Annotated in this window: 18 protein-coding genes and 1 tRNA gene; 5 read left to right on the top strand and 14 right to left on the bottom strand. The window is 59.1% G+C overall.

Annotated elements, in window-relative coordinates; genetic code table 11:
• Positions 1–29: 29 nt before the first annotated feature.
• Both HGP31_RS01425 and HGP31_RS01420 read right to left on the bottom strand, forming a co-directional pair.
• Positions 30–611, bottom strand: coding sequence for an alpha/beta hydrolase (locus HGP31_RS01425; protein ID WP_007972928.1), 582 nt, complete (start codon positions 609–611; stop codon positions 30–32).
• Positions 612–1,214: 603 nt separating this feature from the next.
• Positions 1,215–2,288, bottom strand: coding sequence for a fatty acid desaturase (locus tag HGP31_RS01420; RefSeq protein WP_168757065.1), 1,074 nt, complete (start codon positions 2,286–2,288; stop codon positions 1,215–1,217).
• Between the two features lie 100 nt (positions 2,289–2,388).
• Here HGP31_RS01420 and HGP31_RS01415 point away from each other — a divergent pair, with 100 nt between their 5' ends.
• On the top strand, positions 2,389–3,393 hold the full coding sequence (locus HGP31_RS01415; RefSeq protein WP_020795829.1) for an AraC family transcriptional regulator: 1,005 nt from the start codon (positions 2,389–2,391) through the stop codon (positions 3,391–3,393).
• A gap of 144 nt (positions 3,394–3,537) precedes the next feature.
• Here HGP31_RS01415 and HGP31_RS01410 read toward each other — a convergent pair whose 3' ends face one another.
• Entirely contained in the window at positions 3,538–3,903 is a 366-nt protein-coding gene (locus HGP31_RS01410; protein ID WP_168757064.1) for a response regulator, read from the bottom strand.
• Between the two features lie 57 nt (positions 3,904–3,960).
• Positions 3,961–4,647: a Crp/Fnr family transcriptional regulator gene (locus tag HGP31_RS01405; protein ID WP_020795831.1), complete on the bottom strand. Its 687-nt coding sequence runs from the start codon at positions 4,645–4,647 to the stop codon at positions 3,961–3,963.
• 84 nt (positions 4,648–4,731) lie between these two features.
• Here HGP31_RS01405 and HGP31_RS01400 point away from each other — a divergent pair, with 84 nt between their 5' ends.
• Positions 4,732–5,253: an Mpo1 family 2-hydroxy fatty acid dioxygenase gene (locus HGP31_RS01400; protein ID WP_168757063.1), complete on the top strand. Its 522-nt coding sequence runs from the start codon at positions 4,732–4,734 to the stop codon at positions 5,251–5,253.
• 104 nt (positions 5,254–5,357) lie between these two features.
• On the opposite strand, the gene HGP31_RS01395 is transcribed toward HGP31_RS01400, so the two are convergent.
• From HGP31_RS01395 to dibA, 6 genes are all read right to left on the bottom strand, one after another.
• Positions 5,358–6,347 carry a sulfate/molybdate ABC transporter ATP-binding protein gene (locus HGP31_RS01395; RefSeq protein ID WP_020795833.1) on the bottom strand — a complete coding sequence of 330 codons (990 nt, stop codon included), beginning with the start codon at positions 6,345–6,347 and terminating at the stop codon, positions 5,358–5,360.
• Between the two features lie 4 nt (positions 6,348–6,351).
• Positions 6,352–7,224, bottom strand: a complete 873-nt coding sequence (gene cysW / locus HGP31_RS01390) for a sulfate ABC transporter permease subunit CysW (RefSeq protein ID WP_008055400.1) — start codon at positions 7,222–7,224, stop codon at positions 6,352–6,354.
• A 13-nt stretch (positions 7,225–7,237) separates the two neighbouring features.
• Positions 7,238–8,056, bottom strand: a complete 819-nt coding sequence (gene cysT / locus HGP31_RS01385; protein WP_008055402.1) for a sulfate ABC transporter permease subunit CysT — start codon at positions 8,054–8,056, stop codon at positions 7,238–7,240.
• Between the two features lie 69 nt (positions 8,057–8,125).
• The gene (locus HGP31_RS01380; protein WP_168757062.1) at positions 8,126–9,139 is read right to left on the bottom strand and encodes a sulfate ABC transporter substrate-binding protein; all 1,014 of its coding nucleotides are present in this window, start codon (positions 9,137–9,139) and stop codon (positions 8,126–8,128) included.
• Between the two features lie 153 nt (positions 9,140–9,292).
• The gene (oscA, locus tag HGP31_RS01375) at positions 9,293–9,475 is read right to left on the bottom strand and encodes a sulfur starvation response protein OscA (RefSeq protein ID WP_007975618.1); all 183 of its coding nucleotides are present in this window, start codon (positions 9,473–9,475) and stop codon (positions 9,293–9,295) included.
• Between the two features lie 211 nt (positions 9,476–9,686).
• Positions 9,687–11,606, bottom strand: a complete 1,920-nt coding sequence (gene dibA, locus HGP31_RS01370) for a phosphodiesterase DibA (protein ID WP_168757061.1) — start codon at positions 11,604–11,606, stop codon at positions 9,687–9,689.
• Positions 11,607–11,753: 147 nt separating this feature from the next.
• Here dibA and desA point away from each other — a divergent pair, with 147 nt between their 5' ends.
• A complete protein-coding gene (gene desA, locus HGP31_RS01365) occupies positions 11,754–12,938 on the top strand; it encodes a delta-9 fatty acid desaturase DesA (RefSeq protein WP_033039302.1) in 1,185 nt (394 codons plus the stop codon).
• Positions 12,939–13,086: 148 nt separating this feature from the next.
• Positions 13,087–14,073, top strand: a complete 987-nt coding sequence (locus tag HGP31_RS01360; protein WP_168757060.1) for a GGDEF domain-containing protein — start codon at positions 13,087–13,089, stop codon at positions 14,071–14,073.
• 116 nt (positions 14,074–14,189) lie between these two features.
• Here the strand turns inward: HGP31_RS01360 and HGP31_RS01355 are convergent, their stop codons facing one another.
• The 3 genes from HGP31_RS01355 to gabD form a co-directional block, all read right to left on the bottom strand.
• Complete coding sequence (locus HGP31_RS01355; protein ID WP_168757059.1) at positions 14,190–15,404, bottom strand: response regulator; 1,215 nt, start codon at positions 15,402–15,404, stop codon at positions 14,190–14,192.
• Positions 15,405–15,541: 137 nt separating this feature from the next.
• Complete coding sequence (gene gabT / locus HGP31_RS01350) at positions 15,542–16,819, bottom strand: 4-aminobutyrate--2-oxoglutarate transaminase (RefSeq protein WP_020795839.1); 1,278 nt, start codon at positions 16,817–16,819, stop codon at positions 15,542–15,544.
• Between the two features lie 185 nt (positions 16,820–17,004).
• Entirely contained in the window at positions 17,005–18,447 is a 1,443-nt protein-coding gene (gene gabD / locus HGP31_RS01345) for an NADP-dependent succinate-semialdehyde dehydrogenase (protein WP_020795840.1), read from the bottom strand.
• A gap of 347 nt (positions 18,448–18,794) precedes the next feature.
• On the opposite strand from gabD, the gene HGP31_RS01340 reads away from it, so the two are divergent.
• Positions 18,795–18,871: transfer RNA gene (locus HGP31_RS01340), tRNA-Arg, on the top strand.
• A 117-nt stretch (positions 18,872–18,988) separates the two neighbouring features.
• Here the strand turns inward: HGP31_RS01340 and HGP31_RS01335 are convergent.
• Complete coding sequence (locus tag HGP31_RS01335; RefSeq protein ID WP_168757058.1) at positions 18,989–19,159, bottom strand: hypothetical protein; 171 nt, start codon at positions 19,157–19,159, stop codon at positions 18,989–18,991.

The following is a 19,159-nucleotide window of genomic DNA, read 5'->3' as shown; positions in this document are numbered from 1 at the left end:
GGACGGGGGCGTTGAAAAAAACAAAAGGTTCAGGCGCGGCGCAGGGCGTGGTGTTCCATGCGGTTTTGCAGACGATAGAGATAGGCAAAACCCTGCTCCCAACGCTGATGACCCGACTTCACATTGATGTGCCCGGCACCCGCCAGGATCCCCGCCTCCGCGCCCCAGTTACGCGCCAGCTCCAGAGCCCGCGGCGCGCTGACGGCGCTGTCGTTGTCAGAGCTGACAACCTGGCTGGGAAACGGCAAAAGATCGGTTGGAATCGGTGCAAAATTGCGCAGCGCCGGCGCGCAAGCCGGGCGTTCGACGTCCGCTGGCGCGACCAGCAAGGCACCACGTACCTGACGCAGAAACTGCACTGGCGCCGTAGCCGCCCAGTGCGCGACGGTGATGCAGCCAAGGCTGTGGGCGATCAGGATGACGGGAGTGCTGTCGGCTGCAATCGCCTCGGCCAGCGCCGCCACCCAGTCTTCACGACGCGGCGTCAGCCAGTCCGCCTGCTCCACCCGTGCGCTGTTCGGCAAACTGTTTTGCCAGTGGCTTTGCCAATGATCTTCTGGCGATCCTTGCCAGCCCGGCACAATCAGGTAGCGAATTGATTCGTTGCGCATGGGGCAAGCTCTCCTGCTGCGTGTCTGTTCCTGATCGAGTATAGGGATGGGATTTATATTCGTTAAGGAATAAGAAGCTATTTATTAAGTCCTTAATCGAATATAAGAACTGTGGGAGCTGGCTTGCCAGCGAAGGCGTCCCTCCAGTCAAAGAGCTACCGCCTGACAAACCGCTTTCGCTGGCAAGCCAGAGCCTACAGGTAAAAAAAGGGGCCGCACCCTGCCAAGGAGACGGCCCCAGGAAACTTGAAAAATTGTCAGCGCGTAGTGATCACCGACAACTTGATCAATAACGTCATGGTGAATTCCTCCTATAAACGTTTCGCGCTAAATAGGTGTCGGTTTAATGAATCTTGAAGTCGATGGGGATGCCCGAGGTCGAGCAAATTGCTACCCGATGGCTTAATCATCAAGCCAGACGCTTATCTCTTAAAGTAATTTTTAACGTTATAGATAGACCAAAAACGAATATTAACAATGTGTGATTTACTGCGGCCTTGCTCTGTAAGGGCTGCAGAGACCAGACATTGAGTGAGCCGCCATTTCAGCCGGATTGAGGTTGTCTGAAAAATCGCTATCGCTGGCAAGTCAGCGATGAGGCCATCAGACGCGCACGCCCTCTACGGTTTCACCCTGAGCTTCGTCCTTGCGCACAAACCGGTTCGCCCGCGCAAACGTCCCGAAATCATTGAACCGCACCCCCATCTCACGCATCACTTTATGCGCCACCGGCACGGTCATCTGGCGGATGTAGAACGGTTCCTTCACCACAAAGTGATGAATCCCGTGGCTGCTGCCGAAGTTGAAGCAGAACGCCTGCAACGGCCACAGCCACCAGGCGTTCAGCACCTGGCACTGCTGCATCACGTTCCCCGGCTCGATGTCGCCGTAGTAGTGCATGTTCGAACTGATGAAGTGCAGGCAAAAGGTGCGCAGCACATTCGGGCCGATGATCACCACCGCGGCGATATCAATCACGCTCATCACCGACACCATGGTCGCCGACCACTCGATCGGCGTGCCCATCAGGTAGGCGATGCCGTTCGCGGTGTGGAAACCGAGAAACACATACCACGCGCCCCAATGTATTAGCGCCAGCGGTGCATAGACCTTCAGGGTGCGCTGGATGATGCTGAGCTTCATCGCCCAGGTCTTGGCCCGCAGCATGCGGATGAACGACGACATGATGTTGTCGCCAATCATCAACAACCGCGCGAAACCCCAAGGCTCGCCGTTGGTGATGGCACGCTCTTCCATGTCGGTTTCGGAGCCGGATACCTTGTGGTGATTGAGGTGCAGGTGACGACGAATCCACGGATTGATCGTGCTCGGACGCGCCAACCAGACCAGGCCCATCATCACGTTGTGCGGCACCCGCTGTTTGCGAAAGTACATGCTGTGAATCAGGTCGTGCTCGAGTTCGTGGGTCAGGGACGCAAAAAAAGCATTGAGCAGCAAGCACACCCACCAAGCCATGTGACCCTGGATGTAGAGCGCCGCCGAGCCGATCATCCCGGCCAGCGCGAAGGCCAGGATGCCCGCGCCCAAGGCGTCCTGGTGCTTGAGAATCGGGTAGCGCTGGCGCAGTTCTACGCCCTTGGCCAGCACCACTTCACGAATATGTGCCGATCGCGCAGCTGCATTCAATCGCTGGGGACTTGCAGAAGTACCTTGCATGCTTCCATCCTCTGGTTATTGATGTTCGCATCCTGCCCGCTTCACACACCTGGAGCGGTAGCCGAGAACGCCAACCTGTTGACCGGAAGCGCCAATCAGCATGACTGAACCGACCTCCCTCGCCAGCTGGACCCGCGCCCTGCGCAAGCAACTCGACGCCCTGGGCCTCGACAGCACCGCCCTGTGCCAGCAGGCCGGGCTCGACCCGCAACTGATGGACGACCCGAATGCGCGCTATCCGTTGTCCGGCACCACGCGCCTGTGGGAAATCGCGGTACAGGTCAGCGGCGACCCGGCGATTGGCCTGCGCGTCTCGCGCTTCGTCAGCCCCACGACCTTCCACGCGCTAGGTTATGCACTGGTGGCCAGCGGCAGCTTGCGCGAAGTCTTCGAGCGCATCGTGCGCTATCACCAGGTGGTCAGCGACGCCCTGGAACTGGAGCTGACCCGCTGCGATGACCGCTACTGTTTCCATCTGAAAATCCCGCCAGGCAATCCAGCCCCGGCCTTCGAAGCCATCGACGCCTTCGTGGCGATTTATGTGCGCACTTGCCGCAATCGCCTGGGCCGCGACTATGCACCGCTGGCGGTGTACTTGCGTCGCCCTGAACCGGCGGACCCGCACCAATGGCACAAGGTATTTCGCTCACCGGTGTATTTCGCCACCGGCGAGGATCGGCTGGAATTCGCGCTGTCTGATTTCGACAGTCACCTGGACGATGCCAACCCGGAACTGGCCGAACACAACGAAACCGTGCTCAACCGTACCCTGGCGCAGCTCAAACCGCTGACGTGGGAACGCAAGGTCCGCGACGCCATTGAAGAGCAATTGCCGGAAGGCGAACCCAGCGCCGAACACATCGCCAAGGCTCTGCACCTGAGTCTGCGCAGCCTGCAACGGCACCTGGCGGATGAGGGTTGCCGGTTCGATACGCTGCTCAACGAAAGCCGCGAAAACCTGGCGTTGCTGCACCTGCGTGATCCGCAATGCTCATTGAGTGAGATCAGCTATTTGCTGGGATTTGCCGATACCAGCAGCTTCAGCCGTGCGTTCAAGCGCTGGACGGGGATGACACCGGGGCAGTTTCGGGATGGGTTGCGGTGATTGATCCAGGAGGTTGGTTGTCTCGTCTGGCCTCTTCGCGAGCGGGCTCGCTCCCACAGTTGAACGAGTTGTTCAGACTGACCCGGTCTAATGTGGGAGCGAGCCTGCTCGCGAAGAGGCCCGGACAGGCACCACAGAAACCACTCAGCGCCCCCGATCCCGCCGCAACAACTTGCGCACCCGCGCCACCAGCTCACTCACGGAAAACGGCTTGATCAGGTAATCATCCTCGTGCAACTCCAACCCACGCAGGCGATCCTCGATGCCGTCCTTGGTGGTGAGGAACAGCACAGGGGTTTCGCCGAGCTTGCGGATCTGTTGCAGCAACTGCCAACCGTTGAGCCCTGGCAGCATGACGTCGAGGATAATCAGCTCATATTCGCCATTCTCGATAAAGCGCCGGCCGTCCATACCATTGACCGCTACATCCACCACAAAGCTTGCCTCACTCAAGCCATTGGCCAGAAGTTTGGCGAGTCCTGGTTTGTCTTCTACTAGCAGTACACGCATGGCACACCTCGACTGTCGTTCTGACAGGCTAAGCGCGTTCACGGACAAAGCCCACCATTAAACAACAACCAACGCCCGCAACCGTTGCACATCGAGGATTTCGATTTCGCCATAACCGAGACGCAATATCCCCTGCCCCTGCAGATCCTTGAGGATCTGGTTGGTGGTCTGGCGTGACAGCGACAACATGGCAGCAAGCTGTTCTTGCGGCAGTTGCAGGACGCGACGCGGTTCGTCGAGCTGGCCGTAGCCTTCGGCGATCATCAGCAAGCGATGCGCCAGCCGGGCCGGGGCCGGCAACAGGCTCAACTGTTCGAGATTGATGAAGGTCATGCGCAGTTTCTGGCTCATCAGCAATGCCAGTTGCCGCCAATGCCCTGGCTGTTCGTCGAGCATCTTGAGCAGCACGGTTTGCGGGAGGTGCAGCAGCGTGCTCTGCCCCACGCCGAACGCATCATGGGTACGTGGCTGACCGTCGAACAGGCAGATCTCGCCGAACCAGTTAGGCGATTCCACCAGGCCCAGCAATGCCTCCTTGCCCTGCTCGTTGACGGCGCCGACGCGAACCGCACCTTCAAGCACCGCGTACAGCCCACAGGGCGGATCGCCACGCTGGAACAGGCGCTGACCCGCTGACAGGTGCCGCACCCGCGCAGCACCCAGCAGACTATCCTGTAGGGACACAGGCAGATGGCTGAACCACTGACCACGCATCAGGCGCGCACGCCAGACCTGCTTATCCATCAAAACTCCTAGAGATTGTCGTCTGGCTGACAGAGCGCGAAATGGCCCCAAGGCATGATCAGTCACCCTACAGGAGGAATAACAATGAAAAAAAGCCTCGTTGACCATATCAGTCAATACGCCGCCTACCACCGCGACCCGCGCAACATCGCCACCCACTTCGTCGGCATTCCATTGATCGTCGTGGCAGTGGCGGTCTTGTTGTCCCGCCCGCAATGGGCCGGGGGCTGGCTTTCGCCTGCGGTGCTGGTGTCACTGGCGTCGGCGTGGTTCTACCTGCGCCTGGAGTTGCGCCTCGGCGTGCTGATGACGGTGTTGCTGGGGCTGTGCGTTTGGGCCGGCCAGGCACTCGCGCAGCAAAGCACGCTGATCTGGTTGAGCAGTGGTGCGGCAATGTTTGTGATTGGCTGGGCGATTCAGTTTGTCGGGCATCACTACGAAGGTCGCAAGCCGGCGTTTGTCGATGATGTGACGGGGTTGATTGTCGGGCCGTTATTTGTGGTGGTTGAGTTGGCGTTCATGCTGGGGATGCGCCATGAACTCAAAGAGCAGATCGAGGCGCGGGCGGGGGGTGTGCGGGTTAATCCAAAGCGTGCTGCTATCTAGATCGCAATCGCGAGCAGGCTCGCTCCCACAGTGGATCTCGGTTGTTCACAGATTTTGTGTTCACTGATGATCAAAATGTGGGAGCGAGCCTGCTCGCGAAGCTTTTAGAGGTTGGCGACTTTCTGCCAGACCTTCGGCTTGAAGAACAGCGTCTCACCCTTCGCCAGGCCGATCAGGCTGTCGTGATCCTTCACCACTTCGGCCTCGATCAAATCACTCTGCCCTTCGACCTTCAGCGTCACGCGAGTGGTCGCGCCCAGCGGACGGATATCCCGCACTTCGGCCGCATGGTGATCTTCCAGTTCATGCCGCGACAGCGACACTTCGTGCGGACGGAACAGCACGTGATTGTCTTCTCCCAGATGCAGGCGGTTCGAATCGCCGAGGAAGTGATAGACGAAATCGCTGGCCGGATTTTCGTAGACATCACCCGGCGAGCCGATCTGTTCGATCACGCCCTTGTTCATCACTACGATGCGATCAGCGACTTCCATCGCCTCTTCCTGGTCGTGGGTCACGAAAACGGACGTCAGGTTGATGTCTTCATGCAGGCGCGCCAACCAACGCCGCAGCTCCTTGCGGACCTTGGCGTCGAGAGCGCCGAAGGGTTCGTCGAGCAGCAGCACTTTCGGCTCCACCGCCAAGGCGCGGGCAAGGGCGATACGCTGACGCTGACCGCCGGAGAGTTGTTCCGGGTAGCGATCAGCCAACCAATCCAACTGCACCATGTTCAGCAGTTCGTGAACCTTGGTTGCGATCTGGCTTTCGCTCGGGCGCTGGTTTTTCGGCTTCATGCGCAGGCCAAACGCGACGTTGTCGAACACCGTCATGTGGCGGAACAAGGCGTAGTGCTGGAACACGAAACCGACGTTGCGATCACGCACGTCGTGGCCGGAGACGTCTTCGCCGTGGAACACGATATTGCCCTGGTCCGGGGTTTCCAGGCCGGCGATGATCCGCAGCAACGTGGTCTTGCCGCAGCCGGACGGGCCAAGCAACGCCACCAGCTCACCGCTCTGGATGTCCAGGCTGATGTCATTCAGCGCCTTGAACGCATTGAAATTCTTGCTGACATTACGCACTTCGATCGACATGAAATCATTCCTCCGCGGCGCTGGCGCGCAGGCGGTTAATACGGTTTTCGCTCCACTGCTTGAGCAGCAGGATGAAGAGCGCCAGGATCAGCAACAGGCTCGCCACGGCGAACGCGGCCACGTGGTTGTATTCGTTGTAGAGGATCTCGACGTGCAGCGGCAAGGTGTTGGTCACCCCGCGAATGTGCCCGGAAACCACCGACACCGCACCGAATTCACCCATGGCCCGCGCGGTACAGAGCACCACGCCGTAGATCAGGCCCCATTTGATGTTGGGCACGGTGACGTGCCAGAACATCTGCCAGCCATTGGCCCCGAGCAAACGCGCGGCCTCCTCTTCCTGAGTGCCTTGTTCCTGCATCAGCGGGATCAGCTCACGGGCCACGAACGGCACTGTGACGAAAATCGTCGCCAGCACGATGCCCGGCAAGGCGAAGACGATCTGGATGTCGTGATCCTGCAGCCACGGGCCGAATAGCCCCTGGGCGCCGAACATCAGCACATAGACCAGACCGGCGATAACGGGCGATACCGAGAATGGCAGGTCGATCAGGGTCACCAGCATGCTTTTGCCGCGGAACGAGTACTTGCTCACGCACCATGCGGCGCTGACGCCGAACACCAGGTTCAACGGCACCGATATCAATACGGCAATCACCGTGAGTTTCAGCGCCGACAGTGCGTCGGGTTCGAAGATCGCGGTGAAGAACGCACCCAGGCCATTTTTCAAACCCTGGGACACCACGATAAACAGCGGCAGTAACAGGAACAGCGCAAAAATCAGCCAGCCAAGGCCGATCAGGATTCGCCGCGACGTTGCACTGCCACGGCGGGCAGCGTTGGCCGAAGAGGCGGCAGCAATAGACGATTGGGACATTGTTCGCGCCTCCTTATGGGGTTTCGATACGCCGCTGCAGCAAGTTGATCAGCAGCAACAGAATGAAGGAAACCACCAACATCAGTACACCAATGGAGGTAGCGCCGGTGTAATCGTATTGGTCGAGCTTGACCATGATCAGCAGCGGCAGGATCTCGGTTTTCATCGGCATGTTGCCGGCGATGAAAATCACCGAACCGTACTCGCCAACCCCACGGGCAAAGGCCAAGGCGAAACCGGTTAGCCAGGCCGGCAGCAATGCGGGCAGCAGGATATGACGGGCAACCTGCCAGGGTTTGGCACCCAGGCACGCCGCCGCTTCTTCCACTTCGCGGGGAATATCGGCCAACACCGGCTGTACCGTACGTACTACGAATGGAAGTGTCACAAAAGTGAGGGCCAGGGTGATGCCCAGGGGGGTGTAGGCAATCTTGAAACCCAGATCCGCTGCAAATTGACCTACCAGACCGGTGGGGGTGTACAGCGCGGTCAGTGCAATACCGGCCACGGCGGTAGGCAATGCGAAAGGCAAGTCGATCATTGCATCGATGACTTTGCGCCCAGGGAAGGTATAGCGCACCAGCACCCAGGCCAGCAGTGTGCCAATGATGCCGTTGATGATGGCGGCATAAAGGGCGGTGCCGAAACTCAGTTTCAACGCCGCCAATACCCGTGGCGCCGAGATAATTGCCCAGAACTGATCCCAGGTGAGTTGAGCGGCGTGCACGAACATCGCCGCCAGTGGTATGAGCACAATCAGGCTGAGGTACACCAAGGTGTAGCCCAGCGTCAGCCCGAAGCCGGGTATGACGGGGGAGATACGACGCGACATAAGAGTCCTTGGTTGAGAATGCACAAAGCCTCGAATCGCGATTCGAGGCTCCTTGATGGCTATTTAAGATTACTGCGCCTGGTAAATCTGGTCGAATACGCCGCCGTCGTTGAAGAATTTCGGCTGCGCGGTTTTCCAGCCGCCGAAGTCTTTGTCGATGGTCACCAGGTCCAGTTTCGGGAACTGCTGGACGTATTTGGCGGCCACATCCTTGTCACGTGGACGATAGAAGTTTTTCGCGGCAATTTCCTGGCCGGCAGGGCTGTACAGATGCTTGAGGTAGGCTTCGGCGATCTGCTCGTTGCCCTTTTTCTCGGCGTTCTTGTCGATCACGGCCACTGGCGGCTCGGCAAGGATCGATAGCGAAGGCACGACGATCTCGAACTTGTCGGCGCCGCCATCTTCTTTCAAGGCCAGGAAGGCTTCGTTTTCCCAGGCCAGCAACACGTCACCCTGACCGTTGTTGACGAAGGTAATGGTCGAACCGCGAGCACCGGTGTCCAGCACCGGCACGTGTTTGAACAGGGTTTGCACATATTCCTTGGCCTTGGCTTCGTCACCGCCGTTGGCTTTCAGGCCATAGGCCCAGGCAGCGAGGAAGTTCCAGCGTGCTCCACCGGAGGTTTTCGGGTTCGGGGTGATCACCGAGACGTCGTTCTTGACCAGGTCGCCCCAGTCCTTGATGCCTTTAGGGTTGCCCTTGCGCACCAGGAACACGATGGTCGAAGTGTACGGCGTGCTGGCTTCCGGCAGACGCTTCTGCCAGTCAACCGGCAGGGTCTTGCCGAGCTTGGCGATTTCGTCGATGTCACCGGCCAGGGCCAAGGTCACCACATCAGCGCGCAGGCCGTCGATCACCGCCCGGCCCTGCTTGCCCGAGCCACCGTGAGACTGCTGGATTTTAACGCTGTCACCGGGATTACTTTTCTTCCAGAAGCTGACGAATTCAGCGTTGTAATCCTGGTACAGCTCACGGGTCGGGTCGTATGACACGTTAAGCAGTTCGTAATCCTTGGCAACGGCGGAACCGGCAAACAAGGCGCTGGCCAGGGCGGCCAAGGCGAAATGGCGAATCGACGACATGGTGAAAGCTCCTGGAATTCTTAAATGTGTTGGCTTTTCTTATGATCTGGAATCGGGTTGCCTGCTCAAAGATCGCAGCCTTCGGCAGCTCCTACAGGGAATTGCGTGCCCCTGTAGGAGCTGCCGCAGGCTGCGATCTTTTGATCTTTCGCTTCAGCCCGGTTTATTGCCCGGTTGCTGCAAGCGGAATTTTTCCTTGCGTTCGATCTGGACCACCTGGGCGTTGTGCACGGTGATTTCCACCGCACCAAACCGCAGGTCGCGCAGGGCGCTCTGGATTTCGCGCAGGATGGTTGCTTCGTCCTGGCCGTCAACGCTACGTAGAGATGCGCTCATGGTGCTGCTCCTTCGACTGAGAGGTTGCCTGGCAGTGGCGGCACTGCTTACGGCGTGAGACCAATAGTAGAGAGGCGCTGATATTCTTAAAAAGACTATTTAAGAATGTTTATATAACCAGAAGAGATTATTCGACGGGACAACGGTTTGCAGCGCTGAAGATCAAAAGATCGTCCGAAGGCTCGGGCCGCGATCGGACGATCTTTAACGATCAACGAATGACTGGGATTCGAGTCCAATCCAATTGCCCGGCCGGCACTGGCCGCCCAAACCAGTACCCCTGCCCCAGATGACTGCCGTGTTCCAACAGGAACGCCGCTTGTTCGACCTGCTCGATGCCTTCGGCTTGCACCTGCATGCCCATGCTCTGCGCCAGGGCGATGATGACCCGCACAATGGCCGCGTCATCTTCATCGCATGGCAAACCGGCGACAAAGCCCTGATCGATCTTGAGTTTCTGCACCGGCAGGCGCTTGAGCCGCAGCAGCGACGAATAACCGGTGCCGAAATCATCGATGGCCAGTTGCACACCCAATTCCCGTAGGCGGTGCATTTGCTCAAGCGCAACTTCTGGATCTTCCATCACCGCACTCTCGGTGACTTCCAACTCCAGGCAGGCCGGGTCCAGGCCGGTTTCGCGCAGTACCTGCGCAACCTGTTGGTACAACTCACGGCCGGCGAACAGACGCGATGAAACATTCACCGCGACAAACGACAACGCCACGCCCGCCCGCAGCCACTGGCACATCTGCTCACAAGCCTGGCGCATCACCCAGGCGTCGATCCGGGCGATCAGGCCGGTGCGCTCGGCAATCGGAATGAATTGCGCAGGCGACACCAGGCCGCGTTGTGGATGCTCCCAGCGCACCAGTGCCTCGACGCCGATCAGGCGACAAGTCTTGAGATCGTGAACAGGCTGGTAATACACACGCAGTTCATTTTGCTCAAGGGCCCTGCGCAGCTCGGAGGCCGTCTCGACCCGCTGCTGGGCATGGGCGGTCAACTCTTCGGTGTACAGGGCATAGCCATCTCGCCCGCCACTCTTGGCCTTGAACAGCGCCGAGTCGGCATTGCGCAACAACTGTTCGGCACTCAAGGCGTCGCTGGGGAAGAGGCTGATACCGATGCTGACGTTGATGAACAATCGATGCCCGTGAATGTCGAATGGCTCCTTGAGACCCTCGATGATCCGCTCGGCCAGCGCTGCCGCCTGCATCAGTTGCGGGCAGCTTTCGGCCAGCACGGCGAACTCATCGCCACCCAGGCGCGCCAACGTGATTCCAGGGTCGAACATGGCACTCAAGCGATTGGCCACCGCCTTGAGCAATTGGTCACCCATCGTGTGCCCAAGGCTATCGTTGATCATCACGAAGTGATCCAGGTCGATCATCAGCAATGCACAGCCACGTTTGTGGATTTGCGCCGATGCCAGGGCTTGCGTGGCGCGGTCGGTGAACAGCAGGCGATTGGGCAGGCCGGTGAGCGGATCGTGATGAGCCAGGTGCCTCAACTCATGTTCCGAGTCCTTGATCGCGCTGATATCGGAAAACACCGCCACGAAATGACTGCAGCGCCCATGATCATCGTGAATGAGGCGGATGGTCTGCCATTGCGGATAGATTTCGCCGCTTTTGCGGCGGTTCCAGATTTCCCCGCTCCATTCTCCGACGCTGTTGAGCGTGGCGAACATCGCCTGATAGAACGCGGGGGGATGATGCCCCGACTTGAACAGACTGGGCTGGCGCCCCAGCACTTCTTCACGCTGATAGCCGGTGATAGCCATAAAGGCGCGGTTCACATGCACGATCAGCCCTTGATGATCGGTGACCAACACGCCTTCTCGGGTGCAATCGAACACGGCGGCCGCCTGGCGCAGGCGCTCGCGGTCTTCGCTTCGTCCCTGCCATGTCGCGCCGCCGCCCAGGCAACGCATCAGCCGCGACCGGGCGAGGAAGATCACGCCTGCGCTCAACACCACCCAAACGTGACCGTTGATCAGTTGCCAGCGAAGACGCTCGGCCGAGTTATCGAATAAGCTGCTCAATAAATAGCCACTGAGCTGCATCCAGATCACCGAAATCAGCAGGTAGAGCAGTGCTGCACGCACGGCATCGCGATAGCTGGCAGACATAAGGCTGTCCATGTCCCTACGGAAAAGTCGGGATTATAGATTAAAGACACATCCTGCCACTCATATCTGAAAGGGCGACTGGTTTTATCTGTCCGCTTAGTGATAATGCATCGGCTGTTTTTTTCTTTTTCGAGGGCCCTATAGCCTATGTGGTACGAAGGTTTTCTCGGCTTGTCGCCCTGGTCACTGGTGGCAGTCACCCTGCTGATGACCCATGTCACAATCATCGGCGTCACGGTCTATCTGCACCGCTACTCGGCCCATCGCTCGCTTGAGTTGAATGCTGGCCTGAAACATTTCTTCCGTTTCTGGCTGTGGTTGACCACGGCGCAGAACACCCGCGAGTGGACCGCTATCCATCGCAAGCATCACGCCAAGTGCGAAACCGTCGATGACCCGCACAGCCCGGTGATCAAGGGCCTCTCCACCGTTCTGCGCAAAGGCGCCGAACTGTATCGCGCCGAAGCGGAAAACCCCGAGACCTTGCGCATCTATGGCAAGAACTGCCCCGATGACTGGATCGAACGTAACGTCTACACCCGTTTCCCACTGTTGGGCGTGGCGATCATGGCCGTTATCGACCTGCTGCTGTTCGGCACCATCGGCATCACCATCTGGGCCGTCCAGATGATGTGGATCCCGGTGTGGGCCGCCGGCGTGGTCAATGGCCTTGGCCATGCCGTTGGTTACCGCAACTTCGAGTGCCGCGATGCGGCGACCAACCTGGTGCCTTGGGGCATTCTCATCGGTGGTGAAGAACTGCATAACAACCATCACACCTACCCTAACTCGGCAAAACTGTCGGTGAAGAAGTGGGAGTTCGATCTGGGTTGGGCCTGGATTCAAGTGTTCAGCTTCCTGCGCCTGGCCAAGGTCCAGCGGGTCGCGCCCATTGCCCACCGCGTCGAAGGCAAGGGCAACCTGGACATGGACACCGCCATGGCGATCCTCAACAACCGCTTCCAGATCATGGCCCAGTACCGCAAGCTGGTGATCGGGCCGCTGGTCAAGCAAGAGCTGGAAAAGGTCGATCACTCGGTCCGCCACCAGTTCCACCGCGCCAAGCGTCTGCTCTCGCGGGAAACCAGCTTGCTCGACGACAAGCACCACGTACGCATCCAGAACATGCTCGAACACAGCCAGGCGCTGAAGGTAATCTACGAGAAACGCCTGGCCTTGCAGCAGATCTGGGTCAAGACCAGCTCAAATGGTCACGACATGCTGGCTGCCATCAAGGACTGGGTACACGAAGCCGAAGCCAGCGGGATTCAATCGCTGCGTGACTTCGCCGATCAGTTGAAAACCTACTCCCTGCGCCCAAGCGCTGCCTGACGCCGTTGATCGGTGCGCCCATTGCCGGGGCGCACCCTTCGGAACTTCGCTGCAAATCCCTTATCTCAAAGACACTTCGCCATCCAGGCGGGCTTCGCTGTGGTCGCCTAGAACCTTGAGCGGTGCACGCCCCTTGAGATTTGTGACGATGGTCAATAACCAACAAGACTCATCCCTTGCGCAATGGCCCGAGGCCGCGCAAACCCTTATGGCGCTGATGCACGCCCAAGGCGAGGTGGCGCGCCTGAGCGAACGTGAACAGCTGCTGAGCACCTTGCTGGTGAGCGTCAACGCGGTGCTGTGGGCATTCAATTGGGAAACCCGCCAGGTGCTGTATGTCAGCCCCGCCTATGAACGGATTTTCGGCCGCAGCGCCGACCTGCTGCTGGCCGACTACAACCAGTGGCGCGACAGCATTTACCCTGACGATCTGGAGTACGCCGAGCGCAGCCTGGCAGACGTGCTGGTCAAAGGTGCCGTTGAAGACCGCGAGTACCGAATCATCACCGCTGACGGCCAACTGCGCTGGCTCAGCGACAAGTGCTTCATCAACCGGCAGGCCGAGCCTGGGCAGCCGGTGATCATTGTCGGCATCGCCGAAGACATCACCGACAAAAAGCAACTGGAGTCCGAACTGCAACGACTGGCGACCACCGACGCCCTGACCAGCAGCAGCAACCGCCGGCATTTCTTCGAAGGCGCTGAGCACGAATTCGAACAGGCGCGACAACAGGGCACGCCGCTATCGTTTCTCATGCTGGATATCGATGATTTCAAGGCCATCAACGACACCTACGGCCACCAGGAGGGCGATAACGTGCTGCAACGTATCGCCGACTGTGGCCGAGCCGCATTGCGTCGCGGTGACCTGTTCGGACGCATTGGTGGCGAGGAATTTGCCGCCGTCTTCCCCGGCTGCACGCCGGACATGGCCCTGCAAGTAGCCGAGCGCGTGCAACGGGAAATTCAGGCCTTGACCTTCAACCACGACGGCCAGACTTTCGGTATCACCGTCAGCCAGGGGCTGACCAGCCTTACTGCCGAGGATGAAAGCGTGGAAAGCCTGTTTGCCCGCGCGGATGCGGCGATGTACGAGGCCAAGCGCCAGGGCAAGAACCGGATCATCACGGCCTGACCCGTCCAACACATAACTCCTGTAGGAGCCGGCTTGCTGGCGAATCCAGACGACTCGGTGGGCCAGATACACCGCCATCGCTGGCAAGCCAGCTCCTACAGGGATCTGCGACAGCCTTATTTCTTGCGGATCCGCACCAACTCCGGCAAGCCGATCTTCAGTAATCGCGCCGCTCGACTATTGGCCAACACCTCAATGCCCTCATGCTCGTTCAGGCGCGCCAGTTGCGCCGCCATATTCATCACCAGCGCCTCACGGGAGTAAACCCCGCCACCAAGCTGGTAAGCCGCCGCAATCAGCTGCCGCAGCTCCAGTGGCAAACGCCAGCGGGTGCGCAACGCCGAACCGTAGGCGGCACCGAATTCGGCCAACGCCTCGCCCACTTGCTCCTGCTCGTCCAGTTCGCCACCGGCCTGTTTCCATTCCTGCAGACAACGCAGCAACGCCAGGTCGCCCAGGCGATGCAGCATGCCGGCGCAGTAACAACGGGCCTGATCCAGATCCAGCAAGCGCGCCAGCGTTCGCGCGTATTCGGCCGTGTGTAGCGATAAATCCCAGTAACGCTCGGCATAGTCCGCCAGCTGCGGATCGCTGAGCCGCGCACTGCGCTTGAGTGTTAGGCCCAGGATCAGGTTCATGCTCTGTCCGGTGCCCAATCGTTGCAGCGCCTGGGACAGCGTCTGCACGGCGGTGCCGTGGTGCTGGGCGGCGCTGTTGGCGGCGGCAATCAGCACGGCGGTGACCTGTGGATCGGTGCGGATCTCACCTTCCAGCACCGCCAAATCCAGACCATCAGGATTGAGGCTTCGCTTGACCGCCACTTGCACGTCAGTCATCAGCGGCGCGCCTTCCGCCAGTTCGCGACGGCGCTCAAGAAACACGGACAGCGTCATGCCCGGCGCCAGCGCTGGCACCTCGCACGATATCTCTTCCCCAGCGTTCAGCAGCAAAGCCTGCAGGCGCTGGGTCAGGCTTGCCATGTTCAGGGGCTTGGTCAGGTAGGCGGCGGGGGCCAGCGGCAGGGCCTCACGTACGCTCGCACTGTCGTTACGGCTGCTCATGAGAATGAAGGGCAACGGTGGGTTGCGCTTGCGCTGACGCACGCTGCGCAACACATTCAGACCATCGACGCCTGGCAACTCCCAGTCGGCGATGACCAGGTCGTACGGGTTAGACGCCAGCAACTCCAACGCCTGCTGGCCATCGGCACATAAATCCAGTCGCGCATCGCAGCGAACGTTCAACAATACTTCCTTGAGCAGATCGCGGGCCCACGGGTCGGCCTCGGCAATCAATACTCTCGGAATCGCGGGTAAAATGACAACTGTCATACAGCTCTCCCTGGCAATGCGTGAACCTTAGCCAAAGCCGGTCATCGGTTACAGCGCTAATACGCGGTTTTGCGGTTTAGAGGTCATGAAAAAACCCGCCGAAGCGGGTTTTTTGTGAAACAGGTCACACTCGCAGATCAGAGCTCGGAGAAGCACTCTTCGATGATCGCCAGGCCTTTGTCCAGTTGCTCGTCCGGCGAAGTCAGCGGTACCAGGACGCGCAGAACGTTACCGTAGGTGCCGCAGGACAGCAGGATCAGACCCTTGTCGCGAGCCTTGGCCACAACAGCTGCCACGGCGGTCGGGTTCGGCTTGTGGCTGTCGCCACCTTCGAACAGTTCGACCGCGATCATTGCGCCCAGGGCACGAACTTCGCCGATCACCGGATACTTGGCCTGGATAGCTTTCAGGCCAGTCACCAGACGCTCGCCAACAGCCTTGCAACGATCCAGCAGGTGCTCTTCTTCGAAGACTTCCATCACGGCCAGGGCCGCGGCGCAAGCGATCGGGCTACCGGCGTAGGTGCCGCCCAGGCCGCCTGGAGCGATGGCGTCCATGTATTCGGCCTTGCCACACACACCGGCCAACGGGAAGCCGCCAGCGATGGATTTGGCGAAGGTGGTCAGGTCGGCAGCAACGCCCATCTGTTCCATGGCGAAGAAAGTACCGGTACGGCCTGCGCCGGTTTGTACTTCGTCAGCGATCAGCAGGATGCCGTGCTGGTCGCACAAGGCACGCAGACGCTTCATGAACTCTTTAGGAGCGACGTAGAAACCACCTTCGCCCTGAACCGGCTCGATGATGATGGCTGCGATGTCACGCGGCTCAGCGTCGTTCTTGAAAATGCGCTCGATGGAAGCGATCGAATCGTCGATGCTCACGCCGTGCAGTTCGTTCGGGTACAGCGCGCGGAAGATGCCGCCTGGCATCAGGCCCATGCCGGCCGAGTAAGGCACGACTTTACCGGTCAGGCCCAGGGTCATCATGGTGCGACCGTGGTAAGCGCCGGTGAACGCGATCACGCCGGCACGGCCAGTGGCGGCACGGGCGATCTTGATGGAGTTTTCAACGGCTTCGGAACCGGTGGTCACCAGCAGGGTTTTCTTGGCGAAATCACCTGGCACCTTGGCGTTGATTTTTTCGCACACTTCTACGTACGGCTCGTAGGCCAGTACCTGGAAGCAGGTGTGGGTCAGCTTGTTCAGCTGTTCGGTCACGGCGGCGATGATTTTCGGGTGCACGTGGCCGGTGTTCAGCACGGCGATACCACCAGCGAAGTCGATGAACTCGCGACCTTCAACGTCGGTCACGGTCGCGTTCTTCGCGGACTCGGCGAAGATCGGGTGAATCTGGCCAACACCACGTGGAACTGCATTGGTACGGCGGGCCATCAAATCAGCGTTAGTCTTGCTCATTACATTCCTCATTCGCCGCTCATCGGTCGGCGTGGTTCAAGGATTAAGCGGCGGGGAACAACTGCGACAGCATGCGATGATCGACTGCCACAGCGTTCCCGGCCACCGAGAAAATTCCGTTTATTGCACGCAAAGGGGCAGCGCTCTCGTGCCCTTTGCGTTTGAAGCGATGCCTGTTCCCGGGATTAGATGCCCAGGCAGAGGTATTTGATTTCCAGGTAATCTTCGATGCCGTACTTGGAGCCTTCACGGCCCAGGCCGGAAGCCTTGATGCCGCCGAACGGCGCGACTTCGTTAGAGATCAGACCGGTGTTGACGCCGACCATGCCGTACTCCAGGGCTTCAGCCACACGGAACACACGACCCAGGTCGCGAGCATAGAAGTACGAGGCCAGTCCGAACTCGGTGTCGTTGGACATCGCGATCACGTCGGCTTCGTCTTTGAAGCGGAACAGCGGAGCCAATGGACCGAAGGTTTCTTCCTTGGCCACTGCAGCGTTGTTCGGAACGTTGGTCAGGATGGTTGGCTCGAAGAAGTTGCCTTCCATCGGCTTGCCACCGGCCAGTACGGTCGCGCCTTTGCTCAGTGCGTCGGCGATGTGCTCTTGCACCTTGGCCACGGCTTTTTCGTCGATCAGCGGGCCAGTGGTGGTGCCTGCTTCCAGACCGTTACCGATCTTCAGCTTGGCCACGGCCACTTTCAGCTTCTCGGCGAAGGCGTCGTAGACACCGTCTTGAATGTACAGGCGGTTGGCACAGACGCAGGTCTGGCCGTTGTTGCGGTATTTGGAAATGATCGCGCCTTCGACGGCCTTATCCAGGTCCGCGTCGTCGAACACGATGAACGGCGCGTTGCCGCCCAGTTCCAGGGACACTTTCTTGATGTCCTTGGCGCATTCCGACATCAGTTGACGACCGATTTCGGTCGAACCGGTGAAGGACAATTTGCGCACGATCGGGTTGCTGGTCAGCTCGCTGCCGATGTCGCCGGCGCTGCCGGAAACAACGCTGAACACACCGTTAGGGATACCGGCACGCTGGGCCAATTCAGCCAGGGCGAAGGCGGAGAACGGAGTTTGCGAAGCAGGCTTGAGCACCATGGTGCAACCGGCGGCCAGGGCCGGGCCGGCTTTACGGGTGATCATTGCCGCAGGGAAGTTCCACGGGGTGATGGCCGCGGTCACGCCGATTGGCTGCTTGATCACGATCAGGCGCTTGTCTGGCTGGTGGCCCGGAATCACGTCACCGTAGATGCGCTTGGCTTCTTCGGCGAACCACTCGATGAAGGAAGCGGCATAAACGATTTCACCCTTGGCTTCGGCCAGTGGCTTGCCTTGTTCCAGGGTCATCAGGCGAGCCAGGTCGTCCTGGTTCTCGATGATCAGCTCGAACCAGCGACGCAGTTTGTTCGCACGTTCTTTGGCGGTCAGTGCACGCCAGGCCGGCAGCGCTTTGTCAGCGGCTTCGATGGCACGGCGGGTTTCGGCAGCGCCCATTTTTGGCACGGTGCCCAGAATTTCGCCCGTTGCCGGGTTGTTGACCTTGATCGTCTGACCATTGTCCGCGTCTACCCAAGCGCCATCGATGAAGGCTTGCTGGCGGAACAACTGGGTGTCTTTAAGCTGCATGTCGGCTTTCCTTAACAGCACCGCGCACGCGCGGAGCAAATTATGATTGTAGAAAGGCGCCTCAGTAGGCTGCCGTCAGGGAAATCATTCACCGGGCTGAAGCACATAAATAGCGCACTGATTCAGATCGTGCGGTTCAGCACCCAGACAAGAGCGTTTGAAATCTCAAACGAATCCTAGGATCAAAGGGGGTAAAGGACAATAGCCTGTTCGAAAAAAAGAACGAAAACACCGCATTTGCTGCTATTTTCTGATCAACGTAGCAATCGCAGGTTACGCTTTGAAAAAACGCATGCGATTCAGCAGCATGGACGCCCGCATTGCATATGAGTATCATGGCGCCCGCTGCACCAGTAGCTCAGCTGGATAGAGTACTGCCCTCCGAAGGCAGGGGTCGTGGGTTCGAATCCCGCCTGGTGCACCATACGTAGAAACGAGAAAGCCTCAGGCCGTTGGGTCTGGGGCTTTTTTGTGGGTTAAAGAAACCGCCTAAGCAGTTTTTTCATTCCGTCGTCCAGTCAAACTCGTCGTACTCATCGTCCTAATCGTCCTCGAATGCTCCCTCTTCAAGAACGTCTTCCTCCTCAGCATCACCCTCTTCCTGCTGGTTCAGCAGAAAATCCTTACGACTCTCGGTAATTGCCCGTCGTAATTCCTCGCCCTTTTCCGGGCAGTTGAGCATTTGGGCGATGCGGTCGATTTTTTTTGTCAC

It is taken from the genome of Pseudomonas umsongensis, from assembly GCF_012647205.1.
Taxonomy (GTDB): domain Bacteria; phylum Pseudomonadota; class Gammaproteobacteria; order Pseudomonadales; family Pseudomonadaceae; genus Aquipseudomonas; species Aquipseudomonas umsongensis.
The sequence above is the reverse complement of the archived record's forward strand: the minus strand, read 5'-3'. Positions and strand labels throughout refer to the sequence as shown.